14 protein-coding genes and 2 pseudogenes are annotated in these 18,216 nt (G+C 70.3%); 7 read left to right on the top strand and 9 right to left on the bottom strand.

Features of this window, described 5'->3' with window-relative positions; genetic code table 11:
* Positions 1-20 precede the first annotated feature (20 nt).
* On the bottom strand, positions 21-2,066 hold the full coding sequence (locus AB0O15_RS13055; RefSeq protein ID WP_364318140.1) for a glycoside hydrolase family 15 protein: 2,046 nt from the start codon (positions 2,064-2,066) through the stop codon (positions 21-23).
* Between the two features lie 209 nt (positions 2,067-2,275).
* Here AB0O15_RS13055 and AB0O15_RS13050 point away from each other — a divergent pair, with 209 nt between their 5' ends.
* The 3 genes from AB0O15_RS13050 to AB0O15_RS13040 are packed head-to-tail and all read left to right on the top strand — an operon-like array spanning position 2,276 to position 3,029.
* The gene (locus tag AB0O15_RS13050; RefSeq protein ID WP_364317882.1) at positions 2,276-2,494 is read left to right on the top strand and encodes a hypothetical protein; all 219 of its coding nucleotides are present in this window, start codon (positions 2,276-2,278) and stop codon (positions 2,492-2,494) included.
* Positions 2,495-2,517: 23 nt separating this feature from the next.
* Positions 2,518-2,670, top strand: coding sequence for a hypothetical protein (locus AB0O15_RS13045; RefSeq protein ID WP_364317880.1), 153 nt, complete (start codon positions 2,518-2,520; stop codon positions 2,668-2,670).
* A complete protein-coding gene (locus AB0O15_RS13040) occupies positions 2,670-3,029 on the top strand; it encodes a hypothetical protein (RefSeq protein WP_364317878.1) in 360 nt (119 codons plus the stop codon). Before AB0O15_RS13045 ends, AB0O15_RS13040 begins: the two co-directional genes overlap by 1 nt.
* Positions 3,030-3,096: 67 nt before the next feature.
* Here the strand turns inward: AB0O15_RS13040 and AB0O15_RS13035 are convergent, their stop codons facing one another.
* From AB0O15_RS13035 to AB0O15_RS13025, 3 genes are all read right to left on the bottom strand, one after another.
* Complete coding sequence (locus AB0O15_RS13035) at positions 3,097-3,861, bottom strand: zinc-binding dehydrogenase (RefSeq protein WP_364317876.1); 765 nt, start codon at positions 3,859-3,861, stop codon at positions 3,097-3,099.
* 345 nt (positions 3,862-4,206) lie between these two features.
* Entirely contained in the window at positions 4,207-4,524 is a 318-nt protein-coding gene (locus AB0O15_RS13030) for a hypothetical protein (RefSeq protein ID WP_364317875.1), read from the bottom strand.
* Positions 4,525-4,564: 40 nt separating this feature from the next.
* Positions 4,565-5,023, bottom strand: coding sequence for a nuclear transport factor 2 family protein (locus AB0O15_RS13025; protein ID WP_364317873.1), 459 nt, complete (start codon positions 5,021-5,023; stop codon positions 4,565-4,567).
* A gap of 93 nt (positions 5,024-5,116) precedes the next feature.
* Here AB0O15_RS13025 and AB0O15_RS13020 point away from each other — a divergent pair, with 93 nt between their 5' ends.
* The gene (locus tag AB0O15_RS13020; protein WP_364317872.1) at positions 5,117-5,743 is read left to right on the top strand and encodes a TetR/AcrR family transcriptional regulator; all 627 of its coding nucleotides are present in this window, start codon (positions 5,117-5,119) and stop codon (positions 5,741-5,743) included.
* A 656-nt stretch (positions 5,744-6,399) separates the two neighbouring features.
* Here the strand turns inward: AB0O15_RS13020 and AB0O15_RS13015 are convergent.
* The 3 genes and pseudogenes from AB0O15_RS13015 to AB0O15_RS13005 form a co-directional block, all read right to left on the bottom strand.
* Positions 6,400-6,498, bottom strand: a pseudogene (locus AB0O15_RS13015) (carbohydrate-binding protein); the annotation flags it as partial.
* A 399-nt stretch (positions 6,499-6,897) separates the two neighbouring features.
* Positions 6,898-7,893: pseudogene (locus AB0O15_RS13010) on the bottom strand (glycosyl hydrolase); the annotation flags it as partial.
* 1,154 nt (positions 7,894-9,047) lie between these two features.
* On the bottom strand, positions 9,048-9,506 hold the full coding sequence (locus AB0O15_RS13005) for a hypothetical protein (protein WP_364317871.1): 459 nt from the start codon (positions 9,504-9,506) through the stop codon (positions 9,048-9,050).
* 169 nt (positions 9,507-9,675) lie between these two features.
* On the opposite strand from AB0O15_RS13005, the gene AB0O15_RS13000 reads away from it, so the two are divergent.
* Together AB0O15_RS13000 and AB0O15_RS12995 are read left to right on the top strand one after the other, a co-directional pair.
* Positions 9,676-10,524, top strand: coding sequence for a phosphotransferase (locus AB0O15_RS13000; RefSeq protein WP_364317869.1), 849 nt, complete (start codon positions 9,676-9,678; stop codon positions 10,522-10,524).
* A gap of 123 nt (positions 10,525-10,647) precedes the next feature.
* The gene (locus AB0O15_RS12995; RefSeq protein ID WP_364317867.1) at positions 10,648-11,691 is read left to right on the top strand and encodes a PQQ-dependent sugar dehydrogenase; all 1,044 of its coding nucleotides are present in this window, start codon (positions 10,648-10,650) and stop codon (positions 11,689-11,691) included.
* Positions 11,692-11,719: 28 nt separating this feature from the next.
* Here AB0O15_RS12995 and AB0O15_RS12990 read toward each other — a convergent pair whose 3' ends face one another.
* Entirely contained in the window at positions 11,720-12,943 is a 1,224-nt protein-coding gene (locus tag AB0O15_RS12990) for a hypothetical protein (RefSeq protein WP_364317865.1), read from the bottom strand.
* Positions 12,944-13,166: 223 nt separating this feature from the next.
* Between AB0O15_RS12990 and AB0O15_RS12985 the strand changes: the two genes are divergently transcribed.
* The gene (locus tag AB0O15_RS12985) at positions 13,167-14,966 is read left to right on the top strand and encodes a serine/threonine-protein kinase (RefSeq protein ID WP_364317863.1); all 1,800 of its coding nucleotides are present in this window, start codon (positions 13,167-13,169) and stop codon (positions 14,964-14,966) included.
* Here the strand turns inward: AB0O15_RS12985 and AB0O15_RS12980 are convergent.
* Positions 14,963-18,133 carry a LamG-like jellyroll fold domain-containing protein gene (locus tag AB0O15_RS12980; protein ID WP_364317862.1) on the bottom strand — a complete coding sequence of 1,057 codons (3,171 nt, stop codon included), beginning with the start codon at positions 18,131-18,133 and terminating at the stop codon, positions 14,963-14,965. The two genes, AB0O15_RS12985 and AB0O15_RS12980, sit on opposite strands and share 4 nt — an antisense overlap.
* Between the last annotated feature and the right edge of the window lie 83 nt (positions 18,134-18,216).

Below are 18,216 nucleotides of genomic sequence, written 5' to 3'. Positions count from 1 at the left end.
TCCAACGTACGGGATCCCGGTCATCGGTAACGGCGGGCGACGACGGCCGGTTGCTCGGTGACCCGGCCGGCCTCGACGTTCCGGGCGAGCCGCAGGAACTGGGCATGCGCCCAGGTCAGCGGGGTCGCGGAGAAGGTCGGCGTGCCGATCTCGTACCGGGTCGGGGGCCGGCCGTCCCAGACCTGCTCGGGCAGCATCGATCCCGGGCCGGCGGCGCTCGCCATCGTGCGGATCCGGGCCGGGTTGAGGTCGTACTCGCCGCGTTCGCCGGTCAGCAGCGGCCACGCCCGGCCCAGGGTGAGCCGGGAGTCGTCGGGCAGGCCGTAGTCCCACTGGCTGCCGTCGCGCTTCTCGCCGAAGCCGTCGAACGACGCGCGGTGCCAGAACATGCCGTGCGGCGTGCGTACGCCGAGCCGCTCGTCAATCACCCGCAGGGTGTTCACGATCGCCGGGTCGGTCTTCCGCAGGACGCCGAGCCGCACCAGCTCCAGGAAGCTGGGGTCGACGACGCGGCGCTGGTCCACGTTGGACGGACCACTGTCGCCGATGGTGTAGGTGGTGCCCAGGTTCGGCTTGCCGTCCTTGGTCAGCCGCAGGAAATAGGGCTTGGCCGAGTACGGGCCGTTCGTCGTGACCGTCCACTCCTTGACCCGGGCCTGCCAGGTGTCGGCCGTCGTCAGGTAGCGGCGGCCGCGGCCGGCGTCACCGTTGCGGCGGGCGATGTCGGCCGCGCAGACCAGGCCGGCGATCTCGGCGGCGATCGTGGCGGGGGAGTAGCCGGACTGGTTCTCCCAGCGCTCCTGCGGCGTCCACGGCGCGTCCGGGTAGGCGAGCAGGAAGTCGGCCGCCTTCTTCACGTGCGCCCAGGTGTCGTAGCGTCCGAGCTGGTGGGCGAGCACGATCGGCAGGGCGACCTCGTCGAGCTGAAGGCCCTCCCAGACCGGGGTGCCGTCGACGCGGGCGTTCTGCGGGAACGAGCCGTCCGGCTTCTGCTGCACGTCGAAGAGGTGGTCGAGCGCCCGGTTGGCGCCGGCGGTGTCGCCGGCCGCGATCAGCCCGGTGGCGATCTGGTAGAGATCACGGGCCCAGACCAGGTGGTACGGGCCGGACGGGTCGTCCCGGCCGAAGGCCCACGGCATGGCGGGCGCCGCCACGTACGCGCCGCGGTGGGTCTTGTCCTCGGCGGCCGCCAGCACCATCGCCGAGGTGCGCCAGAGCTGCCGCTCCGGCTCGCCGCGCAACGACGAGGGCGGCTTCCGCAGCCGGTCGACGTACCGGTGCCAGCCGTCCGCGTAGGCCTTCGCCGTCCGGTCGAAGTCGGCCGCCGGCCCGGTCGCGTCGCCGAACGCGATCGCCAGCGTGGTGCTCTTCCGGACCTCGGCCGTCTGCACCAGGTTGCCCGGGCCGGCCGCGGTGTACTGCCAGTCCATCCGGCCGTCGGCCAGGTCGGTCCAGCCGTCGCTGACGCCGCGGAAACCGTTGGAGGCCTTGAGGAATCCGTTCGACGCGGTCATCGTGCTGCGGTTCGCGCCGTCGGTGGCGATCAGGGCGCCGTCCGCGGCCCGCCCGCTGTCGTTGCCGCGGGTGTTGCCCAGGGCCGGGTCGTAGATCGCGTACAGGCTGGTCGCGTCGCCGCTGAGGCGCAGGTCGACGAGCACGGCCGGGCGGGCCGGGTCGGCGACGTAGCTCGCGGTGAGCCGCCAGCGCCCGTGCTTCTCGGTGAAGGTCTGGCGGTAGCTGAGGCTGCGCGGGTCGGTCTGGGTGGTGCGGACGGTCGCGGCCTCATTCACGCGTACGGCGTGTCCGCGCCGATCGGCCACCATGAACTCCAGCGCCCGGGCGCTCGGCGAGTCGATCCGCGGGTAGTAGATCTCGCCGAGCCCGCCCTCCTTCTGCACGGTGAACCAGACCTTGCTCCGGGTCCCGGTGGCCGTCCCGAAACCCGCCTTGTCGGCCGGCAGATACTGCTCGTCGACCCCGGGGGCTCCCGGCGCCTGATCCTGGGAAGCCGGCGCGGCCGGCAGTGTCACCGTCAGAATTCCGGCCGCCAGGGCTCGGCCCCACATAGTCGCCACGACGCCCGGCTTGCCCGGCCCGAAGATCGATAAACGCGTAGGTCCGAGGTGCTGACGGCGGCCCGGATCGAGCAGGTCTTCGAGGTGCCGGCCGGGGTGTCACCCGGCCCCGACCGGGCGCCGGCGGGTCCGGGTGTGAGTTTGGGTTTTCCGGGTCCGGGAATCCTTTTCGGTAATCACCCTCCCGGAAGGAGCACATGATGGCGGGCACCGAGCACGATGTGAACCGGAGCGCCAGCACCGGCAAGTTCGTCGAGGACAAAGAGGTCGAGCAGGAGCCGAGCACCACGACCACCGAGACCGTCGGCGGCGACCACGGCGGCGACCACGAGGTGAACCGCAGCGCCAGCACCGGCAAGTTCGTCAAGGAGAGCACGGTCGAGCGGCACCCCGGCAAGACCGAGACCCAGCAGGTCTGACCCGAACCTGAGATCGTCAGGTGATGGCCGAACGCATCGACGCCGACACCTGGCTGATCCAGGGCGAGACCATCACGCTGCCGGTCACGATCAAGGACGCGCGGGTCACCATCGCGATGTTCACCGCGCCGGCCGCGGGCGCACGCCGAGCGTCTGGGCCCTGCCGAAGTGGCTGATGACGGCCGACCTGTCCTTCGAGCCGGCCCGAACATCCATCGCGGCGCGGGACGGCACGACCGAGGTGATGAGCGCGGCGATCCAGGCGGGCCGGCTTCGGCTTCCCTTCGGCGTACGGGCGGGAATGCCGGCCGTCTCCTACCTGAACCGGGGCGCCCAGGCCGGGCGGCTGCTCCGCGGGCGGGCGCCACTGAACCTGTCCGGTGTCCGCCTCGGCCGCGGCGGCTGCGAGATCCGGCTGGGAGATCACCCGATGGCCGGGCGGATGCGCCTGCTGGGCATGCAACGGCAGCCGTTCCTGACCATCACGGCCCAACGGTGGGGCGGGCAGCTCGGCCGTTATACCGAGGCGCGCTGACGCCGGCCTCGGTGCTCGTGCCCGGATTCACGCAGGCCGAAGCCGCGCTCCCGCAGATGAGCTGACTTCAGATCAGCAGGACGGTCTTGCCCAAAGCGATGCGGTTCTCGACCGCGTGGTGGGCGTCGGCGGCACGCTCCAGCGAGAAGGTTTGTCCGATGACCGGACGGATAGACCCGGTCACGGCGTGCGACATGATCTGTGCCGCCCACCGCCGCACGTGGGGGCGGAAGTCGAAAAGCTGCTCAATACCGATCACCTGCACGCCTCGGTCCACGGCCTCCGCCGTGTCGACCTGGGTAATCTCCCCGCTGGATGCGCCGTGAACGGAAAACCGGCCGCCGCGAGCTGTCGCCTCGAACGCGGCCCTGCCGATCTGACCGCCGACGCCATCGAACACGACACTCGGCCCGGCGCCGCCGGTCGCCTCGAGTACCCGTTCGGTCCAGCCCGGCTCGGCGTAGTCGATAACGGCGTCGGCGCCGATCTGCCGGACCACATCCAGCTTCCTCGGTCCACGGGCCGCGCCGATCACCTGGGCGCCCGCCGCGAGACAAAGCTGCACCAGCAGAGTGCCCACGCCGCCGGCCGCAGCTTCGACCAGGACCCGATCACCAGTCCTGATCCCGGCGCGCTCGACGAGACCCTGCGCCGTACTGCCATCGCTGTACAGCGCGGCCGCATCCGGCAGGCCCAATCCATCCGGCACCGGGAACAGGTCCGCGGCCGGCGCCACAGCCCGCTCGGCGAAGCCGCCGGTCTCTCCCGTACCGGCGACCACCCGCCGGCCCAGCCAGGCCGGGTCCACCCGATCGCCGGTCGTGAGCACCATCCCGGCCACCAAGCCACCGGGCACATAGGGCAGCTGTGGTCGTTCGTGCCACCTGTCCACGCCCCGCCGGATCTGAGTCTCAACGAAAGTCATGCTCGCCACCGACACATCGACCACTACCTGGTCGGGCCCAGCAACCGGGTCCGGAGCCTCGCCCGGAACCAGCAACTCAGGCCCACCGAACCCCATCGCTCGTACTACACGCATTGACCCGCTCCATCCGCTCGCCAGCGCCACGGAGGATCATCAAACGTGAAGCACGGTTGAGGTCAACCACACGAAATCGAAACCACCTGACCATCAGCACGCTGGCTGCCAGGGCCTCTTCACCGAGGTGCGGGACGCTCAGGCCAGGGGAGATCCGGCGACCGGATCGAGCACGAGTTCCTCGACGCCGATGATGTCCCGGACGTCGAAGCCCTTCATGTCCGCCGCGAGTTCGGGGCTCGCCACGTAAGCGGTGGTGAAATCGGCCGGGTCGGTGTCCGCCCGGAACGAGAGCAGGGCGATCAGGCGGTGTGTGCCGGCCTGGTGGTCGGTCCAGAAGCCGTGCACGGTGACGCCGAACGAGGGCATGCTGGTGAGATGCCGCGGCCAGTGCACGGTGGCGTACTGCTGGAGTGCTTCTGCCGTACGCAGGGTGTAGATCCTGATCTGATACACGATCGGATTCCGTTTCGGGTGTCGGGTCAGGTGACGATGCTCAGGCTGTCGTGGCGGCCTCGATTGCCGACTTGAAGTCGGGGGTGGCCCCGATCTGCGCGAGCAGCACATTCGCCGCGTTGTAGCAGTTGAAGCTTTCGATTTTGCCCTCGCGGAAATACCACAGATCTGCCGTCGGCACGTCGATGCGGTTACCGGTCGGGGGGATTTCGCCGATCGGAGTCGGGAACCCGCCAAGATGCGTTCCCTGAATGCGCAGTTCGACGGCGACAACATCGCCGAGCGCATTCACTTCTAGTAGCTCACGGTGGACGTCGGGGAAAACGCCGGCGAAGCCGGCCAGCGCCTGAGGAATCTGGTCGCCACGGAAGGTCAGCGAATTCGGCATGTCGTTGAACGTTCCGTCCTGGGTGAACAAGGCGCGGAAACCATCTCCGTCGAGGACTTTCCCTTCCGCCAGCCGGTATGCCTCGCGAACGACCTCTTCGTTAGTTCTCATTTCTGCTCTCCTTGTGTCCGGGCTTACCGATGTGTTTCTCAACCAAGCTAACAGGGTTTTTGACCATACGGTCAATAACGTAAGCTTGCTCACATGCCTCGTCCCCGCAAGTTCCGCGAGAGTGATGTCGTCAGCAGCGCCAGTGAGGTGTTCGCCGTGCACGGCCTTGCCGCCGCGACCCTGGATGACCTGGTGCGGGCGACCGGTCTGGGGAAGCAGAGCTTGTACAACGCGTTCGGCGGGAAGCGGGAACTGTTTTTGCGGGCGCTCTCCGAGGACCGGGAGGAGGCGACGCGCGCCGTTACGGAGGCGCTCGGGCACGATGACGCTTCGCCGCTGGAACTGATTCGGGGCCACATGCTCCGCATGGCGATCGAGTTCAGTGGCAGTGATCGGCGGGTCTCGCTCACCACGCGGGCGCTGGTCGAATCGACCGGTGAGGAGGACCCACTCTCGACGGCCACCAAGGCCGGCATCGAACAGCTCGCCGGCGTCTATGCCCAATGCCTGGAACATGCGCGGGAGAACGGGGATCTCCCGGCGGACGCGAACGTGCAATCGCTGGCGGTCTACTTTGTCGCGGTCACCCGAGGGATGGAGTTGCTCGGCCGCGCCGGCGTCGGCCGCGGCGTTCTCACCGCGGTCGCCCTCGACGCGCTTCGCGTCCTCCACGGTCAGCGGATGGAAGAGGCCAATGACCCCCCGTCCGTGCGGGAATGACCGCCGACATCTGGCCACTGCCGGCGCCCTCACGGGCGCCGCTGACCCGAGTCGTGACAGCTCTGATAGACGTCCTGAGAGTGGCTCACCGAAATGCGCATGGCTGACCGGGACTAACCACGAGCGGCCCGGCGGCGCTCACGGACCTGCGGCGCGGTCCTAGCCTGGCCCCGGCCCCTGGTCCCTGGTCGACCATCCCTCGGCGGGGACTGCCTTGGGCAATCGCGGCACGAAGAGATCTCGATCTTCAAACTTCGCGCGGCCGCCGTCCGCCTCCCCCGCCCCTGTGGGTGGGTAGGAATGTAGCCGACGGGTGTGACGGTTTCCGGTGGTTGTCCACAGGCGCGGCGACGAAAGAGGGTGACCAGTCACGCAGAATGAAGGGTGGGCGGCTCTGTTCTGGCCGGTCACGGCCTTGGAGCCGCGCGCCCGGCCTCGGCGGGAGCAGCGGTCTGCACCCACCACCCCGCTACGACCGGATCTTGATCTTGGTTGTCGGGAAGTCGATCGCCTCGCCGCGAATGAAGGTGCCGATCACCCACCTCCGGCTCACGCGCCGCCGGCCCTGCGGACACCGCGACGGGCGGCGCGGTGTCCGACAGCTGGCCCGGTCGTAGGTCTCACTCAGCGAGCAGTCCCGCCGCCTCAAGTGCCCGTCAGATTCGGCCCCACAGGGCTGGGACGTTCGGTGGCTCCCAGCCGACCAGCGACGTGTGCCCCTGGACGCAGCGGTAGCTCACCCCTGAGTAGGTGACGGTCGCGCCGGTCGCGTAGGCGGTGTTCGGAGCCCAGGAGGTGTTCGCGGGCGGCGGCGGGTCGGACGGGGGCGGGTCACTCGGCGGGGGAGTGGCGCCGCCTCCGTTCGCGTTGCCGCCGGACCAGTTGACCGCGCCGCTGGCCACGGTCTTGCCGGCGGGGACGCTCAGGGTGCGGCCGTCGGTGAAGGTCACGGTCAGGGCGCTGCTGGTGATGTTCGAGGCGACGTACGTCTTGGCGCCGTTCTTGGTGAACACCTTGGCCAGGGGATGGTTCGCCGCGACGGTGGGCTCGACCTGGCCCAGGGCCGCGAGGTTCCGGATCCAGTGGAAGGTGTGGGCGCGGCTCTCACCCTCCTCGGGCGTGTACGAGCCGGCCGCCCGCAGCTTCGACAGGGCCGCGTCGGGGTCGCCGAGGGCCAGGTACTGCCAGAGGATGTCGCGCCACAGCGTCGGCTCGGATCCCTTGTTGCGCACCATCTCGGCGTACGTGTTGCGGACCGCCGCGGGGTAGTCGCCCAGGTAGAACTGGCCGCCGGTCATCGGGAGCATGTTGATGCCGACGATCATCTCGTGTTCGCCGGAGAACCAGGTCGCGTACGCGCCGCCTGAGCCCCAGGCGATCGCCGAGTAGTTGTGGCCCCAGTTGGCCGGGAAGTTCTCGTTGCGTACGTCGAACCAGTACTCGTTGATCGCCGCGGCCTGGGTCGTGTGGATCCAGATGCCGGCGTCCCGCACCGCCGTGTTGCCGGTGGCCTGACCCCACTGGATCAGCGCGTTGGAGAAGTTCTGCCCCTCCGACGAGGACTCCTGGTTGTTGCCCGCGCCGAACGCCCCGTGCCCGGAGGCCCAGTCGTGGCCCTCGTAGATGTCGAAGTCGCGCAGGTAGGGGAACCGGGTGTCGGACCGGTCGTAGTTGTTGGCGTCGCGGATCAGCAGGTCGACCATGCCGCCGTAGCGCGAGCCGGACGCCCACGTCGGGTCGAACTTGGCCAGCGTGGCCGCCGCGGCGATGAAGTAGCCGTAGTGGAAGTGGTGGTCGTTCAGTTCCTGGTCGGAGCCGTACGACGCGGGGTAGCCGATCAGCGTGCCCCAGTTGCGGTCGTAGTAGAACAGCCGGGACGTCTTGCCCGACGAGGCCGTGAACCAGTCGGTGATCCGGGTGCGGATGACGTTCAAGGCCGAGTCGCGTACGGACGTGAGGTTGAGCTGGTCGGCGATCTCCGCGATGCGGGCGGCCCGGCCGAGTCCCTTGCCGGTCCAGTAGGTGTCGTCGCCCCGGAAGTCGGCCGGGTTGGTGAGCTCGTTGTTCAGCAGCGTGGTGATCTGGGTCAGGTCCGAGCCGGTGGAGTCGCCGGCCGCCGGCACCTCGGGCAGCACACCGGTGTAGCGCATCGACGTCTGGAACTGGGTGCCGGTCACGACCTTCATCGCCCCGCGCGGCGACACGTACGTGCGGGTCAGGGGCGTGGCGCCGGTCACGTAACGCCACTGGTGCGGGTAGAGCGCGATGACCGTGCCCGAGCCGCTGCCGGACATGGCCTGCGTGGTGAACGCGTACGTGGTGCTCACCGTGCCGTTGCCCGCGTTGTACGAGTACGACATCCGGGTGCCGGTCACGTGGTTGTGCGCGTACGGCTGGAACTGGTCGGCGGCCGCGATCTTCTCCGCCGTACTCGTCGAACCCGTCAGCGTCGGCAGCACCGCGACCGAGAAGTAGCCCTGGCCGTTGAGGGTGGACCGCAGGGTCGTGCCGGACAGCGTCCACGCCGAGCCGGAGGGACCGAACGCGACGTAGTCGTGCCCGCCGATCGAGAAGCCGACGCGCCCGCCGGTGTTCTGCCAGACGGTCGGCGGCCCGGTGACCGACAGTTGCGCGTCGCCGCCGGTGATCCGGTAGTACGACAGCGGCAGCCCATGGCCGATCGTCGCCTTCATCGTGCGGGCGCCGTCGCTCCACGAGGGCGTGACGGTCCAGTCGCTCCAGCCGTCCACGAGCGCTCGCGGCGCGTTCAGGCCGGCCACGCCGACGACGATGTGCTGGGCGTACGGGTAGTGGTACTCACCCACGCCGGTGGCGCTGCCGCTGATCGCGGCGTCGGTCTGATAGGACAGGCCGAGCCCGCCCGCCATCGGCCGGTACGAGGCCGGGCCGGCGAACATCGGCTGCGCGAAGTTGCATTCGTCGCCGCGCTTGAACAGCAGCGATGACCACCAGTCGTTGGTCGGCACGGCGCCGGCCGGGGCGTTCCCGGTGACGAACTCGCGCGGGTTGGTGGACAGCGAGCCGCAGCCGGTCGGCAGGCTGCGCCCGGCCGGCAGCGACTCGGCGTAGCTGCCGGCGCCGATCGTGCCGGCCTCGGCGGCCGAGGTGATCGTGACGGTGAGGACGCCGGCCCCGGCCGCGAGGACGGCGGCGGTGGCGATGGACAGGAGACGTCGGGGACGCATGTGTGGAGCCTCCGAGGGGGAGCGGGGGCGGAGAGCGCTCTCACACTAACCGGAAAGTTTACAAATATGAATACGTCGGCCGGCCTGCGGAAACGTGGTCAGCCGTACGGGCTGATCGAGATGACGGCTCGCTTCTTGTCGAAGGCGACCGTCCTCAGGTTCAGGCCCTGGTCGCCGTACGGGGCGACCCACTGGCCGGAGTAGGGCGGCTCGAGGAACGCGATCGAGCTGCTGCCGCCGTCGGCGTAGGTGAAACGCCACGTGCGGTCGGCCGGGTCGAACGAGACGGTCTTGAAGCCGAAGTGGGCCGCCATCGGGATCGTGGTCTTCCTGGTCACGAGGATCTCGCAGGCGCCGTCCTTGCAGGCGCGGACGTTGGTGCCGTCCTTCGCCTCGGGGAAGCCGGGCGTGGGGCTCGACGGCGCTGGCGCCGGCGTCGCGGAGGTGGGAACAGCGGACGAGGGCGGCGAGGCCGCCGGCGGCGGCGGGGGAGCGGGAGCGGGTTCGGAGCAGGCAACGACGGCGAAGAGCGGCAGGAGTACGGCGAGACGTCTCATGTGGAGCAGGAAACCGCCGTGCCGGGTGGTGTGGCCCGGCGGTGGCCGGTAGCTGTCAGCTACGTCAGGCCCATTTTGACCTAGCACCCTAGGACGCTTCAGAGAGCGTGACGAGCCGGTGTCCGAGTCAGGGACCGGCGAGGCCGGGTCGATGTGCCAGGATTCGCGGGTGGAGAGGCCGGAGGTAGCGCGGGCGATCGCGGCCGCGACGTCGGTCGCCACCTCGCTCGGCCTCGTGGCCGGTGACGCAGTCGTTCTCCACAACTCGAACAAGCTGGCCCTGCGGCTGACGCCATGCGATGTGCTGGCCCGGGTCGCCCCGGCGGCACATGAGGGCGCCCGGCTCGAGATCGAGCGCGCTCGACGACTCGCCGAGGCCGGGTGCCCGGTGGGCCTCCCGGAGCCTCAGGCCGACCCGCTGGTGTACACGCGCGACGGCTTCGCCGTGACGCTGTGGATCTACTACGAGCCCGCGACACCGCCCACCTCGCCAGCCGGCTACGCCGAGGCGCTGGAGCTGCTGCACGCCGGTATGCGCGACGTTGATGTGCCGAGCCCCCGGTTCACGGATCGCATCACCCGGGCGCAGGAGATTGTCGCCGACCCGGATCTCTCACCGCGGCTCGCCGGCCCCGACCGCGTCTTTCTCGGCGGCCGGCTGGATGGCCTGCGACGAACGATCGACGACCGCGGGGCCGTGGAGCAGTTGCTCCACGGCGAGCCGCATCCGGGCAATGTGCTCAGCACGAAGACCGGCCCGTTGTTCATCGACTTCGAGACGCTCTGCCGTGGACCCGTCGAGTTCGATCTCGCCCACGTTCCCCTGGCGGTCGGTGAGCACTACCCGAACGTCGACCAGGGGTTGCTGGACGAGTGCCGGCAGCTCGTTCTCGCGATGGTCGCGGCGTGGCGCTGGGAGCTCGGCGACCAGTTTCCGGATGGGCGGCGGTTCGGCGAGAAGCTCCTGCGCGCGCTGCGCGAGGGTCCTCCCTGGCCGACCCTCGACCTGATCATCTAGCACCCTAGGACGCTTGACAGCCGTCTTCTTCGTCGTCCTTTTGGTTACTCTCGGCCCCTAATGGGGTAAATTCACCTCCGTCAATGAGGACATCAAGGCGGAGGTACGCGGATGCGTCGCAGGATGGCAGTCGGGAGCGTGGTCGTCGCGCTGTCTCTCACCATGGCGGGCGCGGTTCCCGCGATGGCGGCCGAGCCGGACTTCGGGGATCCCCAGGTGGTCGCGACCGGGCTGACCGTACCGTGGGGCATGGGTTTCCTGCCCGACGGCAGCGCCCTGGTCGCGGAGCGGAACAGCGGGCGGGTCCTGCGGGTGCGGCCCGGTCAGGCGCCGGTGGTGGTGGCCACGGTCGCCGGGGTGCGCCCGAACGGCGAGGCGGGACTGCTCGGCCTGGCGGTGTCGCCCAGCTATGCCGACGACGGGTACGTCTACGTCTACTTCACCTCGGCCAGTGACAACCGGATCGCCCGGTTCACCCTGGCCGCCCCGGACGACCAGCAGGTGATCCTGTCCGGGCTGGCCCGGGCGTCCATCCACGACGGCGGGCGCATCGCGTTCGGGCCGGACGGCATGCTCTACGCCGGGGTGGGCGACGCCAGCAACACCGCCAACAGCCAGAACCCGGAGAGCCGGAACGGCAAGATCCTGCGGATGACCCCGGACGGCGGCGTGCCCGAGTCGGGCAACCCGATCGCCGGCTCGCTGGTCTACACCCTCGGCCACCGCAACGTGCAGGGTCTGGCCTGGGACGCCGACGGGCGGATGTACGCCTCGGAGTTCGGCCAGAACACCTGGGACGAGGTCAACCTGATCGAGGCGGGCGTGAACTACGGCTGGCCGACGGTCGAGGGCCGGGCCGGCGACCCGCGGTTCCGCGACCCGATCGTGGTGTGGTCGACCGCCGAGGCCTCGCCCAGCGGCGCCACGGTCGTGGACGACACCCTGTACGTGGCGGCGCTGCGCGGCACCCGGCTGTGGTCGGTGCCGCTGGACGGCGCGGGCGGGGCGGGCACGCCGGTCGCGCGGCTCCAGGGCCAGTTCGGTCGCCTGCGGACGGCCGAACGGGCCCCGGACGGCGCGCTCTGGGTCACCACCAGCAACCGGGACGGCCGCGGCAACCCGGTCGCCACCGACGACCGGGTGCTGCGGTTCCCGCCCGTCTCCTAGCGAGGGGCCGGGTCGGCCGTGCGTTCGATCAGCGGCCGACCCAGTACTGGTAGGTGGTCGTCGGGGAGAGCGCGCCGTCGGTGAAGCGGGCCTGCACGTAGATCCGGAAGACGCCGCTGCTGTCCGGGGTGTGCGGAACCGTGGCGAACGTGCCGTCGGCCGGGATGGCCTCCTGGACCGGGCCGCTCTCGATGTGCCACAGGTAGGCGTCGACGGCGCCGCGCAGGTCGCTGCCGAAAGAGAACTCGCCGGGCTGGCCGGGCTTGCCGGTCGGGCGCTGGTCGATCCAGGTGCCGCTGACGTCGACGTCGGTGTCGGCGGCCGAGACCTCGTGGACGCGGGCGTCGGACTCGGTGCCGTCGGCCGACACGCTGGTGACCGACAGGTTCGAGGAATGGTTCCGCGGGGTGACCGTGATTGTTCCGGTGCCGTCGGCGGCCGCCGCGACCGTGCCCTCGTCGCCGCGGAACGACCAGCGGTAGGAGACCACGTGCGGCAGGGCCGGACGGAACTTGATCTTCGCCTCGCGTCCGATCACCGGCGACTCGCCGTACGGGCCGGCCGTGCCCACGAACAGCGGTCCCGAGGTGACCCGGACCTGGATCGTGGTGGGCGGCGTACGGCTGCCGTCGGTCTTGAGGCCCACGGCGGTGATCTCGATGTCGCCGGCGTGCGCAGGCGTCGCGAGGACGTCCGCGTATCGGTTCCCCTCGTCCGCCATGGCGACCTTCTCGGGCTCGCGGTCGAACCGGTACGCGAAGCCGTTCACGTCGGGAAGCTGGGAGCTGAACCGGACCCGCATCTCCTGGCCGACGCCGTCCTGGTCGCTGGGGTACCAGTCGGTGCTGATCGTCGGCCGGTTGTCGATCACGTCGAAGTACATATAGGTCGACGGGGATCGGCTGCCGTCGGCGGACAGAGCCGTGACGGTCAGGTTGTGGCCGCCCGGGAACTGGGGGGTGTACGGCAGGTCGGCCTTGCCGTCAGCGCCGGCGTCGACGCGCCCGTCGGCGTTCTCGCGCCCGGCGTCGCTCTCCATCAGCCACTCGTACGCCACGACACCGGTCGAGCCGGGCGCGAAGTGGAAGGTTCCCGGCTGCCCGACGATCGGGTAGCCGGAGAAGCCGAACTCGTCGGACGTGATGACCGGCGGTTCGTCGGACGCGGCCCGGGCGGCGGCCGGCTGGGCCAGCCCGCCGGCCGTCAGCAGACCTAGGATGACAGCGAACAGAATAGTGCGCTTACGATGCATATTTACCCCCATGTCGACGAGGGAGCCTACCCCGACGGCTCTGTCCCCCGACACCCTGTCCGTTCAACGTGGACACTCGACGGCCGCAAAGTTACTGGTCAGTCACTTTCACGTCTGTACTTTTGGCGCTGTGCTGTGGGGCACCTGGCCCCGGCGACGGTGCTGAAAGCGTGTACAGTCGCAGCGCGTCGGGACCGCCGGAACAGGAGTGGGAGCGCTACCCATGGGCAGTAGGCCCCTGCGACCCGAAGACCCCCGGCGACTCGGCGATTTCCAGCTGCTGGCCCGCCTCGGCGAGGGCGGTATGGGCGTGGTCTATCTCGGCCGCGACGACATCGGACGGTCGGTGGCGGTCAAGACCGTCCGCGCCGAGTTCGCCGACCGTGAAGAGTTCCGCGCCCGCTTCCGCAGCGAGGTCAGCCGGGTACGCCAGGTCCCGTCCTTCTGCACCGCGGCGGTCATCGACGCCGACCCCGACAGCGAGGTGCCATACCTCGTCGTCGAGTACGTGGACGGTCCCAGCCTGCAGGAGGTGGTGACCGAGCGCGGCCCGGTGCCGGCCGGCGACCTGCACAGCGTGGCGGTCGGGGTGGCCGCCGCGCTGACCGCGATCCACGGCGCCGGGGTCATCCACCGCGACCTCAAGCCGACCAACGTGCTGCTCTCCCTGGGCCTGCCCAAGGTGATCGATTTCGGCATCGCCCGGGCGCTCGAGGTCACCAGCCAGCACACCCGCACCGATCAGATGGTCGGCACGGTCGCGTACATGGCGCCGGAGCGGCTCGACCCCACGGTCGGCGAGATCACGCCGGCCGCCGACATCTTCGCCTGGGGCGCGGTCGTCACGTACGCCGGCACCGGGCGCAGCCCGTTCAAGGGCGACTCCCCGATGGCCACCGCGGGCCGCATCCTGACCGGCGAGCCCGAGCTGACCGGCCTGCCCGAGCCGCTGGTCGGCCTGGTCCGCCAGGCGCTGTCGAAGAACCCGGAGGACCGGCCCGCGGCCCACGAGCTGGTGCAGACCCTGCTCGCCGTCCCGGCCCAGCCGGCGCCCGCCGCGCGGAGCGGGACCCGGCCCGCCGGCCGCACCTACGGCGCCCGCGACCTGCTGGAACAGCTGATCGCCGAGGTGCCGCAGCAACCGCCGGCCCCGCCGTCACCGGTGCCCGACCACCGGCAGCCGCCGGCCACCGGACGGCACGCCGTCGGCGCCCCGAACAGTCGGTTCGGTGCCCGGGACCTGCTGCAACAGCTGGTCAGCGAAGGGCCGCCACGGCAGGCCCCGCCGCCCCAGCCGGTCGCACCGCCGCCGGTCGAGCCGCCGCGCAAGCCGATCGTGCGCCGGGCCGTCTACGCCGCGGTTGCCATCGTGGTCGCCATCATCGCGGGCGCGACGGTGGCCCTGGCCCGCACCAATGACGAGAAGCCCGGGGCGGCCGCGCCACCGGCCCCGTCCCCGGCGGTGTCGGCCGGCACGCTCAGCTTCCAGGGCCCGTCGCTGTTCGATCCGCTCACCGGGCCCGGGCGGTTCAAGGAGAGCGTGACCGAGGCCGGCAGCTGCAAGTACGAGGACGGGGTGCTGCACGCGCGCTCGACCGGCCGGACCAACTACCAGTGCCTCGCCCCGGCCGACGTCTTCGCGGGCGACCTCGTGATCAACGCCGACCTCACCGTCGACACCGTCAACTCCTGCGCCCAGCTCTGGTTCCGCTACCACCCGACCAGCAGCTACCTGCTGAGCGCCTGCGGGGACCGCTTCGTCATGGAGATCGTCGACGGGGCGATCGTGGCGCAGACCGGGCGGGAACAGTCGTCCGCGCTCCAGCCGGGCACCAGGCACAAGCTCACGGTGACGGTGACCGGCCAGAGCGTTTCCGTCGCGGTGGACGGGAGCGACGTGCTCCGCGCCGGTTCGGGCAACGCGGAGATCACGTCCGGACGGGTCCTGCTCGGCGCCGCGACCGGCGATCAGACGGGTACGGCCGGCGTCCGATTCGCCAATCTCGACATCCGGGCCAGCTAGCCCGGCGCCTCCTCGGAATGCAGGGCCGCCACCTCGGCGTCGGTGAGCGCCCGGTCGTAGGCGTGCACCTCGTCGATCGAGCCGGACCAGTAGTCGGTCCGGTTGCCGGCGTACTTGGCCCGGCCGATCGTCAGCGGTCCGGTGCTGACCACGTCCGGGCCGGCCGCCGCGTCGCCGGCCAACCGGCCGTCCACGTAGAGCCGCACCCGGCCGGTGCCGTGGTCACGCACGCCGACCAGGTGGTACCAGCGGTTCAGCTCGGGTGTGACCGGCAGCCGGGCCCGGTTCCCGCCGGGCGTGCTGAAGGCGAACGCGCCCTGCCCGTACTGCAGGTAGAACGGGCTCTCGGTGACCCGGCCGTCCTGGCTGACCGCGGAGGCGTAGTTGCCGGGCAGCTCGTCGAGGGTCACCCAGGCCGCGATCGAGTAGTCCTTCGTCGTGTCGACCACCGGGGCGGCGGTGTCGGCCGAGTCGTCGCCGTCGAAGGCCAGCGCCGTCCCGTCGACGCCGGTCACCCACCGCGGGCCGCCGCTGAACGACATGTCGCTCTTGTTGCCGCTGCTGTCCTTGGCGGTCGTGCCCTGGCCCTCGTCCAGCTTCCAGTCGCCGCGGCCGGGATAGGTCGCGCCGGCCGGTGCCGTGCCCGCCTTGACGACCTTGCGGTTGATCGCCCGTACCGCCGCGGTGTTGACCTTGATCTGCCGTCGGTCGTAGGTCCACAGGCCGTTGAGCTCGGTCTCCAGGTCGGTGATCTGGGTGTAGACCGACCCGGACAGCTCGGCACCGGCCGCCTCCAGGTAGAAGCGGGTGGTGTTGTCGACGTACTTGGCGGTCAGCGCGTCCTTGTCGGCCACGCCGCTGTAGATGTTGGCGGGCGCCCCCGGCCACATGTGCCCCGGCGTACGCAGGGTGAAGCCGCCGTGCTCACCGTCCATGGCCATCCGGGTGGCGTCCGGGAACGGTGGCGTCTCGTTCAGGTAGTCGTGGTGGTCGATCACGTCGCCCTTGCCCGAGTCACCCTTGGAGTCGCAGCAGTTGACGCCGCTGTGCGCGTTGACGATGCGGGTCGGGTCGGCCGCCTTGACCTGCTCGGCGATGCGTCCGGTCTCGGCCCGGTCCCACTCGCCCCAGCCTTCGTTGAAGACCACGTAGCCGATCACGGCGGGGGAGTTGTGCGTCTGGCTCATGGCGCGGTCCGCTTCGGTACGCCAGGCCTGCTGGCCCGCCGTGGTCCGGATGGTGGCGCTCACGAAGTCCTGCCAGACCAGCACGCCCAGCTCGTCGGCGTGCCGGTACCAGCGCGCCGGCTCCACCTTGATGTGCTTGCGGATCGCGTTGAAGCCGAGCTTCTTGGTCTGCTCGACGTCCCAGCGCAGCGCGTCGTCGCTGGGCGCGGTGTACAGGCCGTCCGGCCAGAAGCCCTGGTCGAGCGTGGCCAGCGAGAAGATCGGCTTTCCGTTGAGCACGAGCTTGGGGAACCCGCCGACCGGCTTGACCTCGACCGTACGCAGACCGAAGTAGCTGGTCACCGTGTCGTCGGCGGTTTTCACCCTGAGGTCGTAGAGGTACGGGTCGTCCGGGCTCCACAGGTGCGGGTCACGGATCGGCATGTGCAGCGCGGTGTTGGTGTCACCGGTGACGGCGCCGACCTTCCGGCCCGCCTTGTCGTACGCGGTCGCCGTGATCCTGGTGGTCTGCGAGCTGCGAGCCCGCACGGTCAGCGAGTCGAGCGAAGGCGTGGTGACCAGCTCGTCGATCGCGGCCGGGGCGACCGGCTCCAGCCAGACCGTCTGCCAGATGCCCGAGGTGGGCGTGTAGACGATGCCGCCCGGGTTCAGCGACTGCTTGCCGATCGGCTGGTCCGGCCCGGTCGTGTCGGTCACCGCGACCAGGATCTCCTGCGGCCCGGTGCCGCGCAGCGCGTCGGTGATGTCCGCGGTGAAGGCCGAGTAGCCACCGGTGTGCTCGGTGACCAGCGTCCCGTTCACCCAGACCTTGGCCTGGTGGTCGACCGCGCCGAAGTTGAGCTTCAGCCGGTTCTTCGAGCCGGCCTGCCAGCCGCGCGGCACGGTGACCAGCTTGCGGTAGAACATGTGCTGCTCGCGACGCTCCACACCGGACAGCAGAGACTCGACCGGGAACGGCACGGTGATCCGCTCGCCCAGGGCGCGGCCGAAGACCGGCTGTTCACCCGCGCCGGCGCCGGCGAACTCCCACGGGCCGTTGAGGTTGAGCCAGCGGTCGCGCACCAGCTGGGGGCGCGGGTATTCGGGCAGCGGCTGCTTGGGGTCGACCTGGTCGCCCCAGGGGGTGGTCAGGCGGTGGGTCGAGGTGTTCGTCGCGATCCGGGAGACGAGGGGTACGGGTTCTCCGCCCGCTGTCAGGCCGCCGTGGCCGTCGTAGTTCAGGCGTACCCGCTGACCCTTCTGGACGGGCGCGCCCAGGGTGAGCACCAGGCGTTTGCCGGTCGCGGTGACCGAAGAGATCGGCAGCGGCGTGGTGTCGGCCTCGACGACCAGATGCGCGGCGGTCTGCGCGACGTCGGTGATCGGCTGGTCGAGGTCGATGGTGAGCCGGCGGCCGTTGGGCTGGACGGTGACCCGGGCCGGGTAGTCCTGGAAGCCGTCCGGCACGGTGAACGCCGACTCGGGCACGATCTGCTTGGCGATGCCCGGCCCGGTCCAGCTCAGAAACAGGTCGGCGCCGCCGTAGTCCTGGAACATCTCGACGCGCACGTCGTGCGCCTGGCCCGCGGTCAGCGTGATCGGCCGGCTGGCGATCTCGGCGCCGCGTGACACCTCCCAGTAGTCGACGACCGGCTGCCCGTCCAGGAACATCCGGAACCCGTCGTCGCCGCGCAGGAAGAAGGTGTAGTCGCCGGTGGCCGGCGCGGTGAGCCGCCCGGTCCAGCGTCCGGTGGTGTGCTCGCCCTGCCCGGTCAGCGCGGTGAAGGCGCCGACCAGGCCGGGCAGGTCGATGTTGGCGTCCAGCAGCGTCCCGCCGAGCGTGCCGAAGTCACGCGCGCCGACCTGGGACATCTTGTAGTACTCACCCTTGAGCCCGTGGACCGGCTCGGCGGCGGCGGTGGCCGTTCCCGCGGGAATGACAACGAAGGACAGTGCGAGGAGGACGGCCAGGAGCAGTGGCCGGAGGCGGATCGGTGGCATTGCCCTACATTGACGGCCTTGCATGTGCGATGTCAACAGAAGGAAACATCAACGTACATTTTCGCGCGCTGATCGGCCGACTG

It is taken from the genome of Actinoplanes sp. NPDC089786, from assembly GCF_040684855.1.
In the GTDB taxonomy this organism is placed as follows: Bacteria; Actinomycetota; Actinomycetes; order Mycobacteriales; family Micromonosporaceae; genus Actinoplanes.
Note: the sequence above shows the minus strand (reverse complement) of the source record. Positions and strands in the feature narration are given on the sequence as shown.

What these genes read in the sequence shown, in the direction of transcription:
- AB0O15_RS13050 (WP_364317882.1), top strand. Translation starts at nt 2,276, where the DNA reads ATGGCGGGCACCGAGCACGATGTGAACCGGAGCGCCAGCACCGGCAAG.
- AB0O15_RS12995 (WP_364317867.1), top strand. Translation starts at nt 10,648, where the DNA reads ATGGCAGTCGGGAGCGTGGTCGTCGCGCTGTCTCTCACCATGGCGGGC.
- AB0O15_RS12990 (WP_364317865.1), bottom strand. Translation starts at nt 12,943, where the DNA reads ATGCATCGTAAGCGCACTATTCTGTTCGCTGTCATCCTAGGTCTGCTG.
- AB0O15_RS13035 (WP_364317876.1), bottom strand. Translation starts at nt 3,861, where the DNA reads ATGGTGCTCACGACCGGCGATCGGGTGGACCCGGCCTGGCTGGGCCGG.
- AB0O15_RS13040 (WP_364317878.1), top strand. Translation starts at nt 2,670, where the DNA reads ATGACGGCCGACCTGTCCTTCGAGCCGGCCCGAACATCCATCGCGGCG.
- AB0O15_RS13045 (WP_364317880.1), top strand. Translation starts at nt 2,518, where the DNA reads ATGGCCGAACGCATCGACGCCGACACCTGGCTGATCCAGGGCGAGACC.
- AB0O15_RS12985 (WP_364317863.1), top strand. Translation starts at nt 13,167, where the DNA reads ATGGGCAGTAGGCCCCTGCGACCCGAAGACCCCCGGCGACTCGGCGAT.
- AB0O15_RS13020 (WP_364317872.1), top strand. Translation starts at nt 5,117, where the DNA reads ATGCCTCGTCCCCGCAAGTTCCGCGAGAGTGATGTCGTCAGCAGCGCC.
- AB0O15_RS13005 (WP_364317871.1), bottom strand. Translation starts at nt 9,506, where the DNA reads ATGAGACGTCTCGCCGTACTCCTGCCGCTCTTCGCCGTCGTTGCCTGC.
- AB0O15_RS12980 (WP_364317862.1), bottom strand. Translation starts at nt 18,133, where the DNA reads ATGCCACCGATCCGCCTCCGGCCACTGCTCCTGGCCGTCCTCCTCGCA.
- AB0O15_RS13055 (WP_364318140.1), bottom strand. Translation starts at nt 2,066, where the DNA reads ATGTGGGGCCGAGCCCTGGCGGCCGGAATTCTGACGGTGACACTGCCG.
- AB0O15_RS13025 (WP_364317873.1), bottom strand. Translation starts at nt 5,023, where the DNA reads ATGAGAACTAACGAAGAGGTCGTTCGCGAGGCATACCGGCTGGCGGAA.